The organism is Rhodococcus sp. 008 (assembly GCF_001682295.1).
In the GTDB taxonomy this organism is placed as follows: domain Bacteria; phylum Actinomycetota; class Actinomycetes; order Mycobacteriales; family Mycobacteriaceae; genus Rhodococcus_F; species Rhodococcus_F qingshengii.
The window spans coordinates 881,699-899,678 of sequence record NZ_CP012749.1; the positions used below are offsets into that span (position 1 = coordinate 881,699).

General features: G+C 61.6%; 18 protein-coding genes, 4 tRNA genes and 1 riboswitch. Of the genes, 9 read left to right on the forward strand and 13 right to left on the reverse strand.

Features of this window, described 5'->3' with window-relative positions; all coding sequences use genetic code 11:
- Positions 1–108 precede the first annotated feature (108 nt).
- The 7 genes from AOT96_RS04070 to AOT96_RS04100 form a co-directional block, all read right to left on the reverse strand.
- Positions 109–1,503 (reverse strand): NtaA/DmoA family FMN-dependent monooxygenase, encoded by a 1,395-nt coding sequence (locus AOT96_RS04070; protein ID WP_065351335.1) that lies wholly within the window; start codon positions 1,501–1,503, stop codon positions 109–111.
- A 29-nt stretch (positions 1,504–1,532) separates the two neighbouring features.
- Entirely contained in the window at positions 1,533–2,612 is a 1,080-nt protein-coding gene (locus tag AOT96_RS04075) for an LLM class flavin-dependent oxidoreductase (RefSeq protein ID WP_050654776.1), read from the reverse strand.
- Positions 2,613–2,616: 4 nt separating this feature from the next.
- Positions 2,617–2,712: riboswitch (SAM riboswitch) on the reverse strand.
- Positions 2,713–2,891: 179 nt separating this feature from the next.
- Positions 2,892–4,520, reverse strand: a complete 1,629-nt coding sequence (locus tag AOT96_RS04080) for an ABC transporter substrate-binding protein (protein WP_007733883.1) — start codon at positions 4,518–4,520, stop codon at positions 2,892–2,894.
- Between the two features lie 241 nt (positions 4,521–4,761).
- Positions 4,762–4,838: transfer RNA gene (locus AOT96_RS04085), tRNA-Phe, on the reverse strand.
- Positions 4,839–4,908: 70 nt separating this feature from the next.
- A tRNA-Asp gene (locus AOT96_RS04090) sits at positions 4,909–4,982 on the reverse strand.
- A 135-nt stretch (positions 4,983–5,117) separates the two neighbouring features.
- A tRNA-Glu gene (locus AOT96_RS04095) sits at positions 5,118–5,190 on the reverse strand.
- 112 nt (positions 5,191–5,302) lie between these two features.
- Positions 5,303–5,956: a TetR/AcrR family transcriptional regulator gene (locus AOT96_RS04100; RefSeq protein WP_003940323.1), complete on the reverse strand. Its 654-nt coding sequence runs from the start codon at positions 5,954–5,956 to the stop codon at positions 5,303–5,305.
- A gap of 405 nt (positions 5,957–6,361) precedes the next feature.
- Between AOT96_RS04100 and AOT96_RS04105 the strand changes: the two genes are divergently transcribed.
- From AOT96_RS04105 to AOT96_RS04115, 3 genes are all read left to right on the forward strand, one after another.
- On the forward strand, positions 6,362–6,853 hold the full coding sequence (locus AOT96_RS04105; protein ID WP_007733882.1) for a MarR family winged helix-turn-helix transcriptional regulator: 492 nt from the start codon (positions 6,362–6,364) through the stop codon (positions 6,851–6,853).
- Positions 6,850–8,241 carry an MFS transporter gene (locus tag AOT96_RS04110; protein WP_030535260.1) on the forward strand — a complete coding sequence of 464 codons (1,392 nt, stop codon included), beginning with the start codon at positions 6,850–6,852 and terminating at the stop codon, positions 8,239–8,241. The genes AOT96_RS04105 and AOT96_RS04110 overlap by 4 nt, the downstream gene beginning before the upstream one ends.
- Before the next feature lie 12 nt (positions 8,242–8,253).
- Positions 8,254–8,326, forward strand: a tRNA-Lys gene (locus tag AOT96_RS04115).
- Between the two features lie 88 nt (positions 8,327–8,414).
- Here AOT96_RS04115 and AOT96_RS04120 read toward each other — a convergent pair.
- From AOT96_RS04120 to AOT96_RS04130, 3 genes are all read right to left on the reverse strand, one after another.
- Complete coding sequence (locus tag AOT96_RS04120; RefSeq protein ID WP_065351336.1) at positions 8,415–9,266, reverse strand: alpha/beta fold hydrolase; 852 nt, start codon at positions 9,264–9,266, stop codon at positions 8,415–8,417.
- 62 nt (positions 9,267–9,328) lie between these two features.
- A complete protein-coding gene (locus tag AOT96_RS04125) occupies positions 9,329–9,637 on the reverse strand; it encodes a hypothetical protein (RefSeq protein ID WP_136470805.1) in 309 nt (102 codons plus the stop codon).
- 219 nt (positions 9,638–9,856) lie between these two features.
- Positions 9,857–10,399 carry a TetR/AcrR family transcriptional regulator gene (locus AOT96_RS04130; RefSeq protein WP_030535258.1) on the reverse strand — a complete coding sequence of 181 codons (543 nt, stop codon included), beginning with the start codon at positions 10,397–10,399 and terminating at the stop codon, positions 9,857–9,859.
- 121 nt (positions 10,400–10,520) lie between these two features.
- Here AOT96_RS04130 and AOT96_RS04135 point away from each other — a divergent pair, with 121 nt between their 5' ends.
- The 3 genes from AOT96_RS04135 to AOT96_RS04145 all read left to right on the forward strand — a co-directional run bounded on the left by AOT96_RS04135 (position 10,521) and on the right by AOT96_RS04145 (position 13,396).
- A complete protein-coding gene (locus tag AOT96_RS04135) occupies positions 10,521–10,994 on the forward strand; it encodes a DUF4334 domain-containing protein (RefSeq protein WP_003940331.1) in 474 nt (157 codons plus the stop codon).
- Positions 10,995–11,023: 29 nt separating this feature from the next.
- Complete coding sequence (locus tag AOT96_RS04140; protein ID WP_003940364.1) at positions 11,024–12,112, forward strand: NAD(P)-dependent alcohol dehydrogenase; 1,089 nt, start codon at positions 11,024–11,026, stop codon at positions 12,110–12,112.
- An 84-nt stretch (positions 12,113–12,196) separates the two neighbouring features.
- Positions 12,197–13,396 (forward strand): low temperature requirement protein A, encoded by a 1,200-nt coding sequence (locus AOT96_RS04145; protein WP_075834255.1) that lies wholly within the window; start codon positions 12,197–12,199, stop codon positions 13,394–13,396.
- 1 nt (position 13,397) lies between these two features.
- On the opposite strand, the gene AOT96_RS04150 is transcribed toward AOT96_RS04145, so the two are convergent.
- Together AOT96_RS04150 and AOT96_RS04155 are read right to left on the reverse strand one after the other, a co-directional pair.
- A complete protein-coding gene (locus tag AOT96_RS04150; RefSeq protein WP_003940111.1) occupies positions 13,398–13,982 on the reverse strand; it encodes a hypothetical protein in 585 nt (194 codons plus the stop codon).
- 45 nt (positions 13,983–14,027) lie between these two features.
- On the reverse strand, positions 14,028–14,405 hold the full coding sequence (locus tag AOT96_RS04155) for an MmcQ/YjbR family DNA-binding protein (protein ID WP_020908916.1): 378 nt from the start codon (positions 14,403–14,405) through the stop codon (positions 14,028–14,030).
- A 99-nt stretch (positions 14,406–14,504) separates the two neighbouring features.
- Between AOT96_RS04155 and AOT96_RS04160 the strand changes: the two genes are divergently transcribed.
- Positions 14,505–14,951, forward strand: coding sequence for a hypothetical protein (locus tag AOT96_RS04160; protein WP_003939955.1), 447 nt, complete (start codon positions 14,505–14,507; stop codon positions 14,949–14,951).
- A 99-nt stretch (positions 14,952–15,050) separates the two neighbouring features.
- Positions 15,051–15,641, forward strand: coding sequence for a DUF937 domain-containing protein (locus AOT96_RS04165; RefSeq protein ID WP_003940105.1), 591 nt, complete (start codon positions 15,051–15,053; stop codon positions 15,639–15,641).
- Between the two features lie 56 nt (positions 15,642–15,697).
- Here the strand turns inward: AOT96_RS04165 and AOT96_RS04170 are convergent, their stop codons facing one another.
- Positions 15,698–16,882, reverse strand: a complete 1,185-nt coding sequence (locus AOT96_RS04170) for an MFS transporter (RefSeq protein WP_167349871.1) — start codon at positions 16,880–16,882, stop codon at positions 15,698–15,700.
- Between the two features lie 147 nt (positions 16,883–17,029).
- On the opposite strand from AOT96_RS04170, the gene AOT96_RS04175 reads away from it, so the two are divergent.
- Positions 17,030–17,905 carry a LysR family transcriptional regulator gene (locus AOT96_RS04175; RefSeq protein WP_081377546.1) on the forward strand — a complete coding sequence of 292 codons (876 nt, stop codon included), beginning with the start codon at positions 17,030–17,032 and terminating at the stop codon, positions 17,903–17,905.
- Positions 17,906–17,980: the final 75 nt, after the last annotated feature.

Consider the following 17,980-nt stretch of genomic DNA (forward strand, 5'->3'; position numbering starts at 1 on the left):
GAGAAGAGTGGTGAAGCCCGCGGCTACGCAGACGATGATCTCCCAGCGGACGGCCGAATCGAGCTTGGTGGATTCGGCCGCCGCTGTGACCGTGTGGGACAGGACCCGTTACCCCGCAGCTTCAGACGTGGCCCGACGCGTGAGCGGCGGTCGCAACCCCAAGTGCTCTCGCAGCGTCGACGTGGAGTACTCGGTGCGGTACGCCCCACGCTCCTGCAGTTCCGGGATCAACCAGTCGACGATCTCGTCGAGCCCGGTCGGCACCAGGTACGGCGAGATGTTGAAGCCGTCCGAAGCTCCGTTGCGCACCCAATGGACCAACTGATCTGCGACCTGCCCCGGAGTGCCCGCAAAACCCGAACGCTGCGAGGTCTCGATAGCGACCTGACGTAGGGACAGATTCTTTGCCTCGGCAAGAGCACGCCATTCACGTGCGATCGCAATGGGGTCGTTGCCGTCCCGCGCGGAACCGCGCGTCTCCGAAACCGGGCGGGCAACCGGATCTTCCTCGGGGAGTGGACCGTCGGGGTCTCGATCGGAAAGGTCCTTACCCCACACCAGTCCGACGAGAGAGAGGGCAGTCTGACCGGTGAACTGGCCTTCGAGGACCCACCGTGCCTTCTCCTCGACTTCGGACTCGTTCTCCGCCAACACGATCTGCGTGCTGGGCAAGATCTTGACGTCGTCCTCCGGTCGCCCGGCTTCACGCAACCGAGCCCGAATGTCGTCGGCGAAGTCGAGCGCGCCGTCGAAATGAGTCCCGTGTCGCGAGAAGATGACGTCGGCATGGGTCGCCGCGAAATCGCGTCCACTCGGGGAATCACCCGCTTGGAAGATGACCGGATGCCCCTGGCGGCTTCGGGGAAGCGTCGGCGTCACGGAGATGTCGAACTGTGAAGTCTGCCTGCGCACGTCGCCGACGGCACCCGGAGTAGACCAGTTCTCGGACGTGCGAGAATCCGAGATCGCGTCGTCGGCCCACGAATCCCACAGTGCCCGCGCGGTTTCGATGAACTGCCCGGCACGCTCGTAGCGCAGGGAGTGGTCGAGGAAACCACCGCGACGGAAGTTCTCTCCCGTCCACGCGTTGTCGGTGGTCACCGCATTCCAGCCGGCCCGTCCGTCGGAAAGTAGGTCGAGGCCGGAGAGTCGACGCGCAAGGTCGGCCGGTTCGTTGTACGTGGTGTTCTGTGTCGCGACCAACCCGATCTTGTCGGTGATACCGGCGAGGGCGGCCAACTGCGCAATGGCGTCGGGTCGGCCGGCGATATCCAGATCGAGAATCTTGCCGTTCTGTTCCCGAAGCCGCAGGCCTTCACCGAGGAAGAAGGCGTCGAACAGACCTCGCTCGGCGGTGAGTACCAACCGCCTAAACGTCTCGAAGTCGATCTGGGATCCGCTCGCGGAATCGGACCAGATGGTGGTGTGGTTGACCCCCTGGAAGAAGACACCGAAGTGAACGTGAGCGTCGGGTCGAGGTACGGCGGAGCGTGATGCAGTCATGGCCGAAATATCCTTAGCGCGAAGTCAAGTCAGGAGGAGTGGGCGAATCGATTTGAGGGCCGCTGCAGACCGAGGTTGCCCCTCAGGGTCGATCCCGGAACCGGGCGTCGCGTCAACCCGGCCTTGGACAGCGTCGGAAGCACGAATTTGGCCAGCACCGGAAGGTCCTCGTCGATCACGAGAGCATGGAAATGAACACCGTCGAGGTGTCCGGCCAATTCCTTCAGAACCACGGCCGCTTCCCCCGGATCTGCAGCCAGGAGCAGTCGGCCGGTGACGACGGCATTCCCGTACGAGTTCAGCTCGGTCCTCCGCTGCGCCGCAGACAGATTCGGCGTATCGAATGCCACATCGAGCTCGGCGACCACCAATGACGCGCCCTCATCGCGCGCCTTGGCAGCCGACTGTGCAATGGTCTCCACCGAATCACCCGAAACGAGAACAACATCCGGCTGGCGTGGATCGATTTCGCCGTAGCGGCCGAACACCACCAACTGGCCTTGAGGCGGCCGCGGAACGATTGCCGGCCCCTTCACCGAGAACGTGTCGCCCTCGAAATTGACGTAATGCAGACGATCACGTTCGAGGAAACGCCCACTGAGATAGTCACGAACGACGGCGTCGTCCTCCCACGAGTCCCAGAGATCGGTCACAACGGTGACCGAATCCCGCTGCTCTTGCTGACGCGCCGACTCCGTTGTTACCGGAGCCCTCCCCCACGCCCTCGCCGCGGCATCGTCTTCGACCGGAACAGCAAGCCAGCCGCCACGCCCACGCGAGGAGTAGTCCAACGTCGCCAATTGCGAGGACGTATGAAACGGTTCGGCGTACGTGGTCCCGACGACGGGGACCAGCCCGATCGTGCTGGTTGTCGCCGCCACGTACGACGCCCTCGAGACGGCATCGATGCGGCCGACGACGTCACCACTCGGGGGGAGGATGGAATCGTCGAACGTCGCGAACGTGAAGCCGGCATTCTCGGCAGCCGCGACGCGATCGCGCACGGCTTTGCCCGTGAGCAGCTGGTCCGGGCGGTGTGAGCTTCGGCGCCAGGCAGCGGGGTGAGTGCCCTCGCCGTCCAGTTCGATACCCACGGCAAATACAGTCATGTGTCCTCCATCGGTCCTGGCGGTAGCACCCACACTGCGGTTAGGTAGCGGGTTGCTGCGGCATCATCGAGCCAGGTCTCTCAGCCACTCTGGATGGTGGATGCAATCTATGCGGGCCACGCTGGGCAAGTCAAATCACGCTTGTCGAATCATATTGACCTACAACATATTTCAATACAATCATCCTGATCGAAAGGGTTGCGCAACGCTAGCCGACGTAGACACGAAAGAGCCCCGCCCGACTCGCGCCGGACGGAGCTCTCGGTGTGCGCTGGAACGCTACTTCGCGCCCATCCATGCCTGATCGAACAGCATGATGCCGGTTGCAGTCGGAACCACACCGTGCACGTTCTTCTGCCAAGCCCAGAACGACGTGAGCCCGCCGATCGGCGCCGACGGAACCGTCTCGTTCCACAGCGTCTGAATCTTGCCGATGATCGCCAGGGTCGACGAATTGTCCTTGGCTTGTTGTAGATCTGCGATCAGCTGATCCATCGCCGGGTTCGCATATCCAGCAGTATTCGCCATCGAGGTGCTGTTGGTCGTGGAGAACAATCCGAGATCGAGAATCGACTCGTACATTCCGATGCCCGCGTGCGCGAGGTCGAAATCGTGCTTGACGTAGACGTTCTGCACGATGTCGCCGGCGTTGTTGGCCAAGATCAAGTTCACCTCGAACCCGACGGCCTGCAACAGTGACTGCACGGCGAGGCCGATCGCGTGGTCCTTCGGCTCACTGAGAACGACGTAGTCGAGGCTGCCGTCGTACCCGTCTGCCTTCGCCTGATTCAGAAGTTCCTTCGACTTTTCGGGGTCGTAGGCAATACCCGGTGTGTCTACATGCCATTGAGACGTCGGACCGAACAACTCCGAGCCCGGCAGTCCCTCACCGTTTTCCACTCGCTGATCGATCAACGTGGTGTCGAGCGCGTAGCCGATAGCCTGACGGACGCGAACATCCGAGCCCGGTCGGCCCTCACGGTTGTTGATAATCTCGGCACTACCGGCATTGAGCACGTCGATGTAGCCGGGGTAGCCAGCGGACTTGGCGGAATTGATCGCCGACGTGAGGCCGCGAATGTAGGCGACATCGAGCTGACCGCTGTTCAATGATTCGAGATTGGCCTGCGGGCCGTTGAGCGCAACCATCCGCAACTTGTCCAGCTTGGGGGCGCCGCCGTAGTAGGACGGGTTGGCCTTGAAGATTCGCTCGACGCTCGGTGTGAAGACATCTTCGGTGAAGGGTCCGGCTCCGACGGCGGTGAACTTGTCGCCCTGCTGCGAACTCGGGGCGACGATCATCCCGTGCCCGAGAGCGAGCATCGACGGAAAACGCATCCACGGCGTCTTCAGCTTGAATTCCACCGTCGTCGGACCGCTTGCCTGCGCCGATTCCACCGAAGCCAGCCACAGTTCGGCGCCATTGCCCTTGCCCGCGTTGTACCGATCGATGCTCGCGATCACGGCGTTGGCGTCGAGGGTGGTGCCGTCACTGAACTTCACACCGTCGCGAAGTTTCAGCGTCCAGGTGGCTCCGTCGTCGGCTGTCTCGAGCGATTCAGCCAACTTGGGCTCGAACTCGCCGCTCGCAGTGTCGTAACTCATCAGGACGTCGTACACAGCAGCGAAGGCCTCACCGCCGGAACCGCCGCGCGCGGCCGTCTTCGTCGGGTCGAGTGAGGGAACGAGCACCTGTACGCCGTACGTCATGGTCCCGCCGGCCACCGCAGTTCCCGGATCAGGCTGCTCGTTGACCATGCCGGTCACGACGTCCGCCGACGCGGTCGTCGTATCGGTCCCGCTGTCGTCACCATTGCTCGCGCAGCCCACCAATAGAACCCCGGTACCGAACAATGCGACGGCGACCCGGCTGACTTTCCCGATGCGCCAAGATCTCGAGTGCGACACGGAGATTCCACCTCACTTTCAGTAGACGCAGCCACGGATCGGCCGCAATCGGCTAATAGTGATGTCCTCTGTGGAGTGACGCCCAGCACGTTCCCGGTGACCGGAAACATTCACGGAGACAAAGGATGCGCATAACTGAGATGATCGGGCCGAGTGGTTGACGGCGACTGACATCCGAATACGAAAAAGCTCCAACCTTATGTTCGAAGAACATGAGATTGGAGCTTGTCGATAAGAATTATGGTGGCCAGGGCCGGGATCGAACCGGCGACCTTCCGCTTTTCAGGCGGACGCTCGTACCAACTGAGCTACCTGGCCGGACGGCACCCGAACCGAATGCCTATCGCATTGCTTTGTTCTCAACCGATTGATTGAGAACAAAGCTTTGCGACCCTGACGGGACTCGAACCCGCGACCTCCGCCGTGACAGGGCGGCGCGCTAACCAACTGCGCCACAGGGCCTTGCTTTTTCCTTGCTGTGAAACCGTACTACATCTTCGAGCCGCTCCCAAACCACTGTCCTGGCCTGGCATTTGTGCATCTCAAAGCGTGTCGTGCGGGTCAAACCATACTGCATCGTTTCGCTTTCGCAAAACGTACCCCCTACGGGATTCGAACCCGCGCTACCGCCTTGAAAGGGCGGCGTCCTAGGCCGCTAGACGAAGGGGGCCCGCCGGATCTCTCCGAACTAGTACCCCAACGGCGTTCCGTTGGGAGCTTGGATAGCTTATGGCACGGCATTCGAAAATCACAAATCGCCTGTTCACGGGCAGAAAAGTGCACTATTCAGTGTCAGGGAACTCGACTTGGGGCCACCCGTCACGATGGAACGTCTCCAACCACTGCGGCGTAGCCATGGCTTCGAGGACTACTTCGAGAGACTCCTCGAACCACTCGCCCAGATCTCCACTGGAGGCAATCAGGTCTGCCATGTACCGCTGGCCGGCAAGGCTCGCTGCCAGTACACGCGTGAATTTGTCCGGGTCGGCGTCTTCTCGGAGCAAACCGTCGTCCTTGGCACGCAATGCCAACTCATAGGCGGTCTTTCCCCAGACCTGCCCACCACCGGACTGCACATCCTTGTAGAACTCGGGCTCGATGATCAGCCGGAATTCCGCCTGCACGATCACCTCGGCACGGAAGACCTCGGCAATGTCGAGCACGAGACCGTGCAAAGCGACGAATGGATCGAGGTCTGTTCTCTTGGCCCAACGATCAGTAATTCCAGTGAAGGTTTCGATAGCCGAGGTCAGAACCGCTCGCGCCAACTCTTCCTTGGACTGGAAATGGAAATACATGGCGCCTTTGGTGGCGCGGGAGCCCTCGAGGATCGTGTTCACCGACGCAGCTGCATAGCCGCGCTTGGCGAATTCGACTGCAGCCGCTTCGACCAGGGCGGCGCGGGTACGCCGCGCACGCTCTTGTTGACGTGCCATTTACGGTGTTGTGCCTCTCGCAGAGTTGGTACGCAGAGCCGCCGTGATCGGCGCCTGTCATCCCCCGAAACTTCACAATATCCCCTCCAACACACCCTACGTAAGGACTAGAGCCATACCCGCCAAAAGTACTAGACGCAATCGGCTGTTCAGGGGACAAGAACCGACTTTATGCCCAAAAGACACCAAGTGGTATGGTTTTGGCCGCTCGGGTGCGCCGCAGGGGGTGCGCATCCGAGCTTTTTCGTGCCCGAGATTCTGATAATTCGACCTCGCAGACGGAACTGCTTCGCCGACCGATGGACAGCAGTCCCAAGGTTTTAAACAACTAGTGCAATTGTTTATTCCCCCTTTTCCGTCGAAACCGTACTGGCAGCATCGAAACAACACAGTTAGACTGTCTAAATGAATGTTGGAGAGGGTCGCAGCAAGGCTCGAGACGAGATCGACGTACTTTGGGACGATCTGGGTGCCTTCGTCCGACGTCTACGCACCAAACGCAACGACCACAAGCTCACGCCGAGCCAGATCCAGGCCCTCGGCCACCTCGACCGACAAGGTCCGTCGACCGCCAAAGAATTGGCAAAATTCGAGCGCGTCACGCCGCAATCAATCGCAAAGACCGTGGCCGCGCTCGAAGAGCAGGGCATGGTGACGCGAAGGGCGGATCCATCGGACGGCCGCGCGGTCTTGGTCACGATGACCGAACTCGGCACATCGACCCTTCACGAAGACCGAACGAAACGAACAGAGTGGCTGGCCGAGGTCATCGACGCCGAGTGCACCGAAGCCGAGCGTGACTTGCTTCTGATCGCCGGCCGAATCCTGCGAAGACTCGGCCAGGGCGAGTCCCCAGCATCGACATCGATATCAGAGGAGTCACTGATGAACTCGTGACCACCGTCGTCGAAACGCCGACCCCCCAAACTCCCGTTCCACTGAAACTGAGTCTTGCTCTCGGCTCCGGAACCGTTCTTCAAGCGCTGAACTCGTCGATGATTGCGGTGGCAATCGTCCCGATCGCCACATACTTCGGTTCCAGTTCAGGCACAGCGTGGGTCATCTCGGCCCTCTACATCGCGACTGCGGTCACGGCGCCGGCGGCTGGTCGACTCGGATCGATCCTCGGCGCCAAACGCGTCTACCTCGCCGGATTGGGCCTGATCGCTGCCGGATCGATCCTCGGCTCGCTCGCCCCGTCGCTGGGCTGGCTGATCGCCGCACGAATCCTGCTCGGAATCGGCACGGCGACACAGTATCCGAACGCGATGACCGTCATCCGCGAATACGCTGACCGCCACCGGACTCAAACCCGTTCAGCTATAGCAACACTCACCATTTGCGCTCAATCGGTCGTCGCGCTGGGGCCCACTCTCGGCGGGTTGTTGGTCGGCACACTCGGTTGGCAATCGATCATGTGGGTGAACCTCCCGCTTGTCGTCGTCACTGCCGTATGGGTCTTCTTCGCCGCCCCGAGCGACTCCGCCCTGCCCGACCGGGCCGGCGCCGCTGCGTTGTTCAAATCTCTCGACCCACTCGGCATCACCCTGTTTCTCGCTCTGACGACATCGACGATGCTCTTTCTCCTCTCTCTCGCCGAGCACGCGAAGTGGTACCTCGTCCCGTCGACGGCCCTCTTCGCGTTCCTGTTCGTCTGGTGGGAACGTCGAACGGCCTCGGCGTTCATCGACGTCCGCGCCGTCGTCCGAAACCGCGCACTGAGCATGACTCTCGGCCGGACCCTGCTGACTTACACAGCGTTCTACTGCATCTTCTTCGGACTCCCCCAGTGGCTACAGGTAGCCCGCGGAATGTCACCGATCAGCGCCGGGCTCTTCATGCTGCCCGTCGCTGCGGTCGGGATCTTCGCGACCATGTCCGCATCCAGGGTGTACGGGAAATTCGGCGCACGGATCACCCTCCTGATCGGCACCGCCGCGTTGGCTGTCGGCGGGATTCTGATCGCCTTTGTCGAATCGAGTTCGACTCCCCTAGTGGCACTCCTGCTGATAGCGGCGATCCTGGGCATCCCCAACGGCTTCAACAACATGGGAAACCAGAACCTGATCAACTCGGTGACCACCTCCGCCGACGTCGGAACTGCGATCGGTCTGTACCGAACAATCCAGTACATCGGCGCCAACCTTGCGGCCGTCGTCATCGAGTTGACCATGCGCGGAACCATCGACGACGCGGGTCTGCATCGCACGGGCGGGACCATCGCCGTCATCGGAATTGCCCTTCTGGTGGGGGTGGTGTTTTCACGGACTCTGCGGTCCCGTTAGACTCTGCGCCGCGCCCCTATAGCTCAGTTGGTAGAGCTACGGACTTTTAATCCGCAGGTCGTAGGTTCGAGTCCTACTGGGGGCACAAACACAGACCCGGCGCCTCATTCAGAGGCGCCGGGTCTTGTGCATTCGTGCCACATCGATTCGTGCCACATGAATGCAACAGCAGGTCATCGAAGCAGGAACTCGAGGGTCACGCGCTCGAATGCCTCCTTGGCTTCGATCATCACCCAGTGCCCGCAGTTCGGGAATACGTGCAGTTCGGCGTTCGGAATCAGTCGCATCGGAATCATCGGCATGTCCGGTGGACACTGCCGATCATCGAGCCCCCATGTCAGCAAGGTCGGGCATTGCACCTTGTGCATCATCGACCAGTACGGCGGCACATCCGAGTTGGACATCATCTGCTGCTGAGCGGCAAAGGCTTTGGATCCGTACATCGCGGTCAATGCCTGGTGCGAGGCCGGATCGTTGGCCGTTTGCCATCGTTCCTCGATCCGCTCCTCGGTGATCACGGATCTGTCGTAAACCATGCACTCGAGCCAGCGAACCAACTTCTCACGGCTGGGAGCGTCGGCGAATTCCTGGAGGAGACGCGTACCTTCGCTCGGGTTCTGACTGAAGATGTTCGGGCCCACGCCTCCGATGGTGACCAATCTGCGGACGCGGTCAGGGAACCTCATCGCGACGTTGACCCCGACAACTCCGCCCATCGAATTGCCGATCATCGCAGCGGATTCGATTCCCAGCGCATCCATGAATCGAACCACCGCCGAGGTTGCCGTGAGAACTGGATGACCGTCGACGGCATCGCTCACGCCGAACCCCGGGAACTCCAGGAGGTAGCAGTGGAAGTGCTTTGCGAACACCTCGAGGTTCCCCCGATAGTTCCGCCAACCACTCACACCGATCCCGGAGCCGTGCAACAGGATCAACGGCGGACCATCGCCCGCCTCGTGATAGCGCAAAGTCCCCTTGTCAGTAGCGACTTCGCGTTTGGTCCCCTCACAGGTCACGTCCATCACGCAAGATTAGAACGTGTTACAGATCCAGGACGGCTGATTGCGGAACTTCGCAACCACCGTCAGAAGCATCCCCCGCTGCCTCGACGCCCACTGCGATTCGTGGACTTCTGCTCGCTCGGTTTCGACTTCCCCGTCCCGGCCTTCACACACCGGTTGGGGCGCCGCACCTGCTCGAAGTGCCCGGCGCTCACCACATGACCGGCCACGCTGACCTTGACCGGCGCGTCCGCGCGGGCGGTTCCGACTTGCGCCGATCCCAACGTCAGGGCGCAAGCAGCCACAACGACCAGCGCTACCTTCTTCGAGATCTTCATATGCACGGCCACTTCGACACGGGTCCACTCCAGATGCTGAACGGGTGCGCGCACCGAAGGAACACGCTCGGCGTCGACGATATTCAGTCAGGGTGGCCGGCCGCGATCCTTTTGCTCACCAGCATCTGAACAGTCGACGACAAAAGTTTTGGCGGCACGTCAACATCCCGAGGGCGTCAACGAGCCGACGCCCAACGTACGCACCGTTACTGAGAAATCCGTAAATCCGGGCAACCACACAGCGACGGGCGTGGACGTTCGCGTTTGGACTCGCTACGCCACAATCAAACGCCGAACCGCCTCGACTGCCGCCTCCCGACGTCGAGGGATGGAACGAGACGACTTGAGCGCGAGCATCCGGGCGATATCCGTGATCAGCAGGATCAACTCCGTGGGATTCCACGCGGGGTCGATGTGTCCCTCGAGCTGCCCCTTGCGGATTTCCGCAACTTTAGGCCGGAAGGTCTTGCTTCGTATGTCGTCCTCGCTCATGACGTCCGGCGCTTCGAGATCCGCCCATTGCTGCAATCGGGCGTTCTCGGGATGGGCAACGTAGTTGTCGAAGAGGCGACCTGCATAGCCCGGCAAGTCGTCACCTCGAAGTGCTGTCTCCGCTGTTGTTTCGGACGTCCACTGTTCGGTCACGGCAGCGAACAACTCTTCCTTGCTTGCGAAGTACGCATAGAGACGGTCTTTGCTGGCACGCGCTTGCGCGGCGATCCGATTGATCCGCGCGCCGGCCAGCCCGTACGTGGCAAATTCGTCCTTTGCGGCCGCCAGAATGCGGTCCCTCGTAGCTTCCCCTGCTGAGCGCATGTTCACAGCCTAGAACGAATCGACCGTTGCCGAACCATCCGGTTCGGCGTAGCGTGCAGAGTTGACGAACAATTTGGTTCGCGAACAAGTCGTGCCACTTACCGTCGACTCGAGGAGAGACATGAATCTCAACGAAGCCCGAACTGCTTTCGCCCGGCTCCGTGCAGCGGAAAATGGTGTATCACCAGCAGAACTCGACGAAGTGTGGGCCGCGCTGGAAACCGTCGCCGCTGAAGAAATCCTCGGTGAGTGGAAAGGTGACGACTTCGCCACCGGTCATCGTCTGCACGAAAAGCTGTCCGCGAGCCGCTGGTACGGCAAGACTTTCAATTCCGTCGAGGATGCCAAGCCGTTGATCTGCCGAGACGAAGACGGAAATCTCTATTCCGACGTCAAGAGCGGCAATGGCGAGGCAAGTCTGTGGAACATCGAGTTTCGTGGTGAAGTGACCGCGACCATGGTCTACGACGGCGCGCCGATTTTCGACCACTTCAAGAAAGTCGACGATTCGACGCTCATGGGCATCATGAACGGAAAGTCGGCGTTGGTCCTCGACGGCGGGCAGCACTACTACTTCCTGCTCGAGCGAGCGTGATTCGCGCCGAACAGAATTCGAGATCCTCCATGCAGATGACAGCGGCGCTCTCACACGGCCCGCACTCCCCCTTCACGCTCGACACCGTCGAGATCGACGACCCCCGCGCAGACGAGATCCTGGTTCGCATCGTCGCGACCGGCCTGTGCCACACAGATCTGTTCACGAAGTCGGCGCTACCGGAAAGACTCGGCCCCTGCGTGTTCGGGCACGAAGGGGCGGGGGTGGTCGAGGCCGTCGGCTCGTCGATCGACAGCATTGCGCCCGGTGATCACGTGTTGCTGAGCTACCGCAGTTGCGGTGTGTGCAGGCAGTGTCTCAGCGGCCATCGGGCGTACTGCGAAAGCTCACACGGGCTCAACAGCTCTGGCGCACGCACCGACGGCTCGACGCCGATCCGGCGAGACGGAACCCCGCTACGGTCCGCCTTCTTCGGCCAGTCCAGCTTCGCGGAATACGTCATCGCCTCTGCCGACAACACCGTCGTCGTCGATCCTGCGGTGGACCTGACCGTCGCAGCTCCGCTCGGCTGCGGGTTTCAAACCGGCGCCGGCGCGGTACTGAATCTGCTTCGCCCCGAGCCCGACTCGACGTTTGTCGTTTTCGGGGCAGGCAGCGTCGGACTCGCAGCGCTGCTGGCGGCGAGGGCTGCCGGCGTTTCCACCCTGGTCGCCGTGGACCCCGTTGCGCAGCGGCGCGCACTCGCCGAGGAATTCGGCGCCGTCACTGTCGATCCCTCGAATGAAGATGTGATCGACGCGGTCCACGCCGCCACCGACGGAGGTTCGACGCATTCCCTCGACACCACCGGAATCGGCTCCGTGATCAATCAAGCCGTCACATCACTTCGAGCACGGGGAACACTGGCGGTAGTCGGACTCGGAGCATCCACGGTCGAGGTGAACATGGCCGACATCATGCTGAGCGGAAAGACAATTCGAGGATGCATCGAAGGAGAGTCGGAAGTCTCGACGTTCATCCCCGAACTCGTCGAACTCTTCACTGGTGGCCGGTTTCCGATCGACCGCTTGGTGACGCGCTACGCATTCGCCGACATCAACAAAGCCGTCGAAGATCAAGCGTCGGGGCGCGTCATCAAACCCGTTCTCGTGTGGTGAGGGGCGAAATGTCTCATTCGTCGACCCGACGGAATTCGCCCTAGACTGCGCTCCTGCACTAGACGTCGGAGCAAGGTGGGGACGATGACAGAACACACCAGTACAGGCGCGGGCCACGGCCGGGCCGTAATGCCGATCATCCGGATGCGCGCACGCAGCCGCGACGAGGACCATCGAGCATCGACGCCACTCGAACTGTTCTTCGACCTGTGTTTCGTGGTTGCAGCCGCACAGGCCGGAGTTCAACTGGTGCATGCTGTCGCCGAGGGCCACTACGCCGACGGCATCGCCGGCTATATGTTCGTCTTCTTCGCGCTGTGGTGGGCGTGGGTGAACTTCACCTGGTTCGCGTCTGCCTACGACACGGACGACGTCCCCTACCGGGTCGCGACCTTCGTACAGATTTGTGGCGTGCTCGTCTTCGCCGCCGGAATCCCCGACGCATTCGACGGAACCGACCGTACGACGGCCATCGTCGGCTACCTCATCATGCGAATTGCGCTCACCTGCCAATGGCTTCGAGCCGCCAGCGGTGAATCCGGTGCAGCGCGAACGACTGCTCTGCAATATGCCGCCGGGCTCGTGATCGTCCAGGCCGGCTGGATCGTGCTGCTCCTGATGCCGGCGTCGGCGTGGATACCCGGCTTCTTCGTTCTCATGATCGCCGAACTCGCGGTGCCGGCGATCGCCGAACGCAACCACCAGACGCCGTGGCACCCGCATCACATCGCCGAACGCTACGGCCTCTTCACCATCATCATGCTCGGCGAAACCATTGCTGCCGCCACCATCGCGGTCCAATCCGGCATCCGGGATTTCGACGCCGCCGACCTACTGATTCCGATTGCTGTCGGCGGAGTTCTGATCGTGTTCTCCGCGTTGTGGATCTACTTCGCCGTCCCGATCCACGAGTACCTCGCAGACCAGGGCAATCGCGCCGTCCTGTTGTGGGGATACGGGCACTACTTCGTATTCGGATCCGCTGCGGCCATCGGCGCCGGCATCGAAGTAGCCGTCGAAGAAGCAGTTGGCGAGGCGCACATTTCGACGTTCGCAGCATCTGCCGCGGTCACGATCCCCGCCGCGATGTTCCTGATCTTCGTGTGGCTCATGCACTCACGACATTTCAAGCGCGACAGGATCGAGCAGGCTGTTCTACCAGTGAGCGCAATCCTGGTTCTCGCCTGCACATTTGCCGGACACTGGGCTGTCCCGCTCGCCGGACTGGTGGCGGCGGGAACCGTCGGAGTCGGTGTCGGCCTGAGTACTCGGTCGAAGAGCTGACTCAGATTTCCGGAGCCGGAGCCTCGCCCTTGCTCTGCGGCTCGTGCTGCTTGAGCTCACCGCGCATCTTGTCGAGATCCTTGCCACGCTTTTTGTACATGTAGCCGAGCGCGACAAGTCCAAGGAACAACGCAACGCCCAGGACGGCACCGACAACGGATGCTCCGCGGAATCCGGGGCCGTCGACGTCGAGGATCCGCTCGCCCGCATGCGCAGCGTTGTTGTTGCCGAGAACAACTGTCAGAGAGAGCAGATTCGGCAGCGCGAAGATCACACCCAACGCGAGAGCCGTGATCTGCATGATTCGAGCATGCTTGCGCTTGCGCACCTGCCAGACCGCCCGGAAGAAGATGAGCGGGACCAGGGTGCACACGAGACCGAACAGCAGCCCCCACGCGATTCCGGCGCTGAAACTGCCGTTCGCCAACGACGCAATGCGCTGCGCCCACCAACGCGGAAGGAAGGCGGCAAGGATGAAGTAAGCGATGACCAGGACCACCGCCATCACTGCGATCCCGATGGCCTTCTTCGCCCACGGCGGCATGCCCGGTTTTGCGGTGGCCGGTGAAGTTTCCGGTGTCGTCATGACAATTCCTCGTCTAGTCGGCGTCTGTACTGACGAATCTATCCGTTACGGGCGTTCCTCATCCGCATCGAGAACGATCCGGGCAAGCCGCTTCGGCGCAACGAGGGTGAACGAGGTGTAGATCCACTCCTCCAGTTGCGACCATTTCTCCTCGGAAACGTCGGTGCCGATGTCGAGTGCAACCCACCCGTGTCGACCGAGTCCATAGCCCGCAGCACTTGCGCCTGGTTCGGTGGCCACCACCGCTTCGGCTTCCTCCTTGCTCAGCTTGACGGTCAAGGAGGTGGCTTCGAGGTTGCAGAACACGAAGTTCTTGCCGCGGACCCGGAACGTCGGGTGGCCGTCCCACGCTTCGATGTCGACGCGCTCCGCTTCCGGCAGCGACAGCGAGATCTCTTCGAGTCGACGCATGTTGTCGGGCATGGAGACGATTCTGCACGCCCGATACCGAGCTTGACACCCGCGACACAGCTAGGCTCGGCGACGACCGCGTCACCGAACTCCGAACACAGGGAGACTGGCATGCGCACGTTAGTTCATCTCGTTCTGCTCATTTGTGGAATCGCCGTTGCCGTCGGCTCGTTCATGTACGTACTGGCCGGGGTCAAACCCGACAACGTTCGCCTCGAGGACCTGCGGGACGGCTTTCCGGCCGGGTGGGCAATCGAGCAACTCGGCGATCAGTCCGTGACCTTCTACCGGTCGATGGCGATACTTCTGCTCGCCGCCGCCGTATTGATTCTGATCGCCGCATTGTTCGGTTCTCGCATCGCAGCATGGATCGGAATTATCGTGGGATTGGGGACTCTTGGCACGTTCTACTACCGCGTGAACGATCAGTTCGACAATGTCATCAGGGAAAACTACTCCACGATCCTGACAAATCAGACAGGATTCATTCTGACGGCCGGCGGACTGATTCTCGCTCTCCTAGCGTGCCTGGTCCCCCGCGAGAAGACCCGAGCCTGACCGCTCGGCAACCGGAGGGTTACCGTCGACGCCGACATTCACTAGTGTCTGCAACAGCCGGGTACTGACGAGTAGTACCCCAGAAGAGGTAGGGCATCAATGGCATCGCTTGACGACCTTCTATCCCAGATCCCCATCGACCAGATCGCGCAGCAACTCGGCGTCGACCAGGCAACTGCCGAATCGGCGGTCAAGACTGCACTTCCGACCCTCGTCGGTGGCCTCGGCGCCAACGCGCAGGATCCCGCCGGTGCAGCCTCGCTGGAAAGCGCGTTGCAGTCTCACGCCGACACCAGCCTTCTCGACGACGGCGTCGACATCAGCAAAGTCGACACCGCTGACGGTCAGAAGATCGTCTCGAACATCTTCGGCGGCAACACCGATCAGGTCGCCAGCGCACTGGGCGGTGTCGGTGGCGGCGGTGGAAACGATCTGGTGAAGCAGTTGCTGCCGATCCTCGCTCCCATCGTCCTGGCCTACCTCGCCAAGCAGTTCACCGGTGGCGGTGCCGGCGCGCAGACTCAGGCCTCCGGTGGCGGCGGGCTCGGGGATCTCCTCGGCGGAATTCTCGGCGGCGGCGGCAATTCCGGCGGCGGCATCGGCGGCGCACTCGGCGGCATCCTGGGTGGATCCGGTGGCGGCGGCCTCGGAGACCTGCTCGGCGGCCTCCTCGGCGGAGGCAAGAAGTAAGACGCTCGACAGAACGCACTGCGGCGATCCCGTTCGGGGTCGCCGCAGTGCTCTGTTCAGTCAATCGTCGAAGATCGAAACATCCTCAGTGACAAGGCAAACGCAACCAACAGCAGCGCGCCCACAAAAGTACTGACCCCGACCCAACCGCCACCCGCGTATGCAAGACCCGCGAGGGCGCCCGCCACGGACGAACCCGCGTAGTAGGCAAACAGATACAACGCCGACGCCTCGGCCCGGTGATCGGTAGCGATCAGCCCCACCCAACCGCTGGCCACCGAATGTGCGGCGAAGAATCCTCCGGTGAAGAGCAGCATCCCCACGAGCGTCAACGCCAGATTGTCCGGAACGGTCAGTGCCAGGCCGATACCGATGACGACAACCGACCCGAGCAGCACGCTGCGCCTACCCAGTCGGTCAGAGGCCCCGCCGGCTACCGCCGAGGTGAAAGTTCCGGCAAGGTAGAAAAGGAACACCAGGCCCACAAGCGCTTCAGGAAGGCCGAAAGGTGCTGCCGTGAGCCGAAACCCGAGGAAGTTGTAAATCGACACGAAGCCGCCCATCAGGATGAATCCCAAAGCGAAGAGTGTTCGCAGCGACGGGTTCGCAAGGTGGCGTCGTAGATTCGACGCGATCGTGCGCGCCGATATCGGTTGCGGGCGAAAGAACTTCGACGCGGGAAGCCGCCGGATCATGTTGAGCGCGAACAATGCCGACAGCGCGGACGCAGTCAACAGCGCCCAACGCCACGTACTGAAATCGACGACGGCCGACGGCACGAGCCGTCCGATCAGCCCACCGATCGTCGTGCCGGCGACGTACCTTCCCATCGCTGCACCGAGGTCCTTCCGATCGACCTCCTCGGCCAGATAGGCCATCGCCACCGCCGGGACACCGGCCAGAGCCAATCCTTGTGCTGCGCGTCCGACCAGCAGAACCTCGATCGTCGGACTCAGCGGTAGAAGTAAACCGATCACACAGGACGCCGACGCCGACGCGATCATCACCCGTGTGCGACCGAACCGCTCGGAGAGCGCACTGGCCGGAATGATTGCCAACGCCAACATGCCCGTCGTCGCCGAGACGGACAGCGCAGACACCGCAGGCGAGACGTGGAAGTCTTCGGCGAACGCAGGCAGCAACGCCTGTGCCGCGTACATCGAGATGAACGTCGACAGCCCGGCCGCGAACAACGCAACGGTCACGGTTCGATATCCCGATGTTCCGCGGCGAAGCGGCATCACTTCGGATTCGATCACATTCTCGACAGTCACCACGTACCTCCAGGCATCACTTACCTCCGGTAAGAATCCTCCCGCCCAGACTCGGCAAAAGAAAATGCATAAACTTGGTGTTCTATATGCTCCAGAGGTATATAGATTGGGTTCGTGATGCTGACCGAAGACCTCGAATGGTTTGTCGTGCTCGCCGAAACCCAACAGGTGACCGCTACCGCGGATCTGACTCACCTGTCGCAACCGACCCTTTCGCGCAAACTCGCACGCCTCGAACGACAGATCGGCGTGACACTCTTCGACCGTCAGGGACGCCGACTCGAACTGAACCGGTACGGCGAGATCCTCTATCGACATGCTCGCATCGCACTGCGTGCCCTCGACGCCGCGCAGACCGAAATCCAGTCGCTGGCGAGCCCCGAGAGCGGCACGGTCCGGCTCGACTTCCTCCACTCGTTCGGCACCTGGTTGGTGCCGCACATGCTGCGCGGATACCGCGTCGAGCATCCCGGAGTGCGATTCGAACTGCATCAGGACAGCGCGCAGTTCCTGGTCGACAGAATCGCCGCCGGCACGTCCGACCTGGCCGTCGTCTCGCCTCAGCCGCGCGATCCGCAGGTGGCGTGGATGCAGATCGCCCAGCAGTCACTGGCATTGGCTGTTCCGGCTGATCATCGCTTTGCGAAGTTGCATTCGGTCGAGCTTGCGGACGCGGCCGACGAACCGTTCATCGGTATGCATCCGAACTTCGGGATGCGAAGAATTCTCGATGAACTGTGCGCGGCCGCAGGATTCACTCCGAATTTCGTCTTCGAGAGCAGCGAGCTGGCAACGGTCGGCGGACTGGTCTCCGCGTCCTTCGGTGTCTCGGTCATGCCGGTTCAGGATCCACCGATCTGGGCCGAAGGAGTCGTCTACGTACCGATCGAAGGAGCACAGCGAAAAATAGGGCTGATCTGGTCGAAGAGCCGCGAGCTGTCCGATCCCGCCCGGACTTTCCGCGACTACGTCGAAAGAACGACTTGGTAGTGAAAGTGCCCCCGGATAACTACGGATCGGTAACATCCCTCGAGGGGAGCAATTTTCATGCCATTCTTTTCAAAC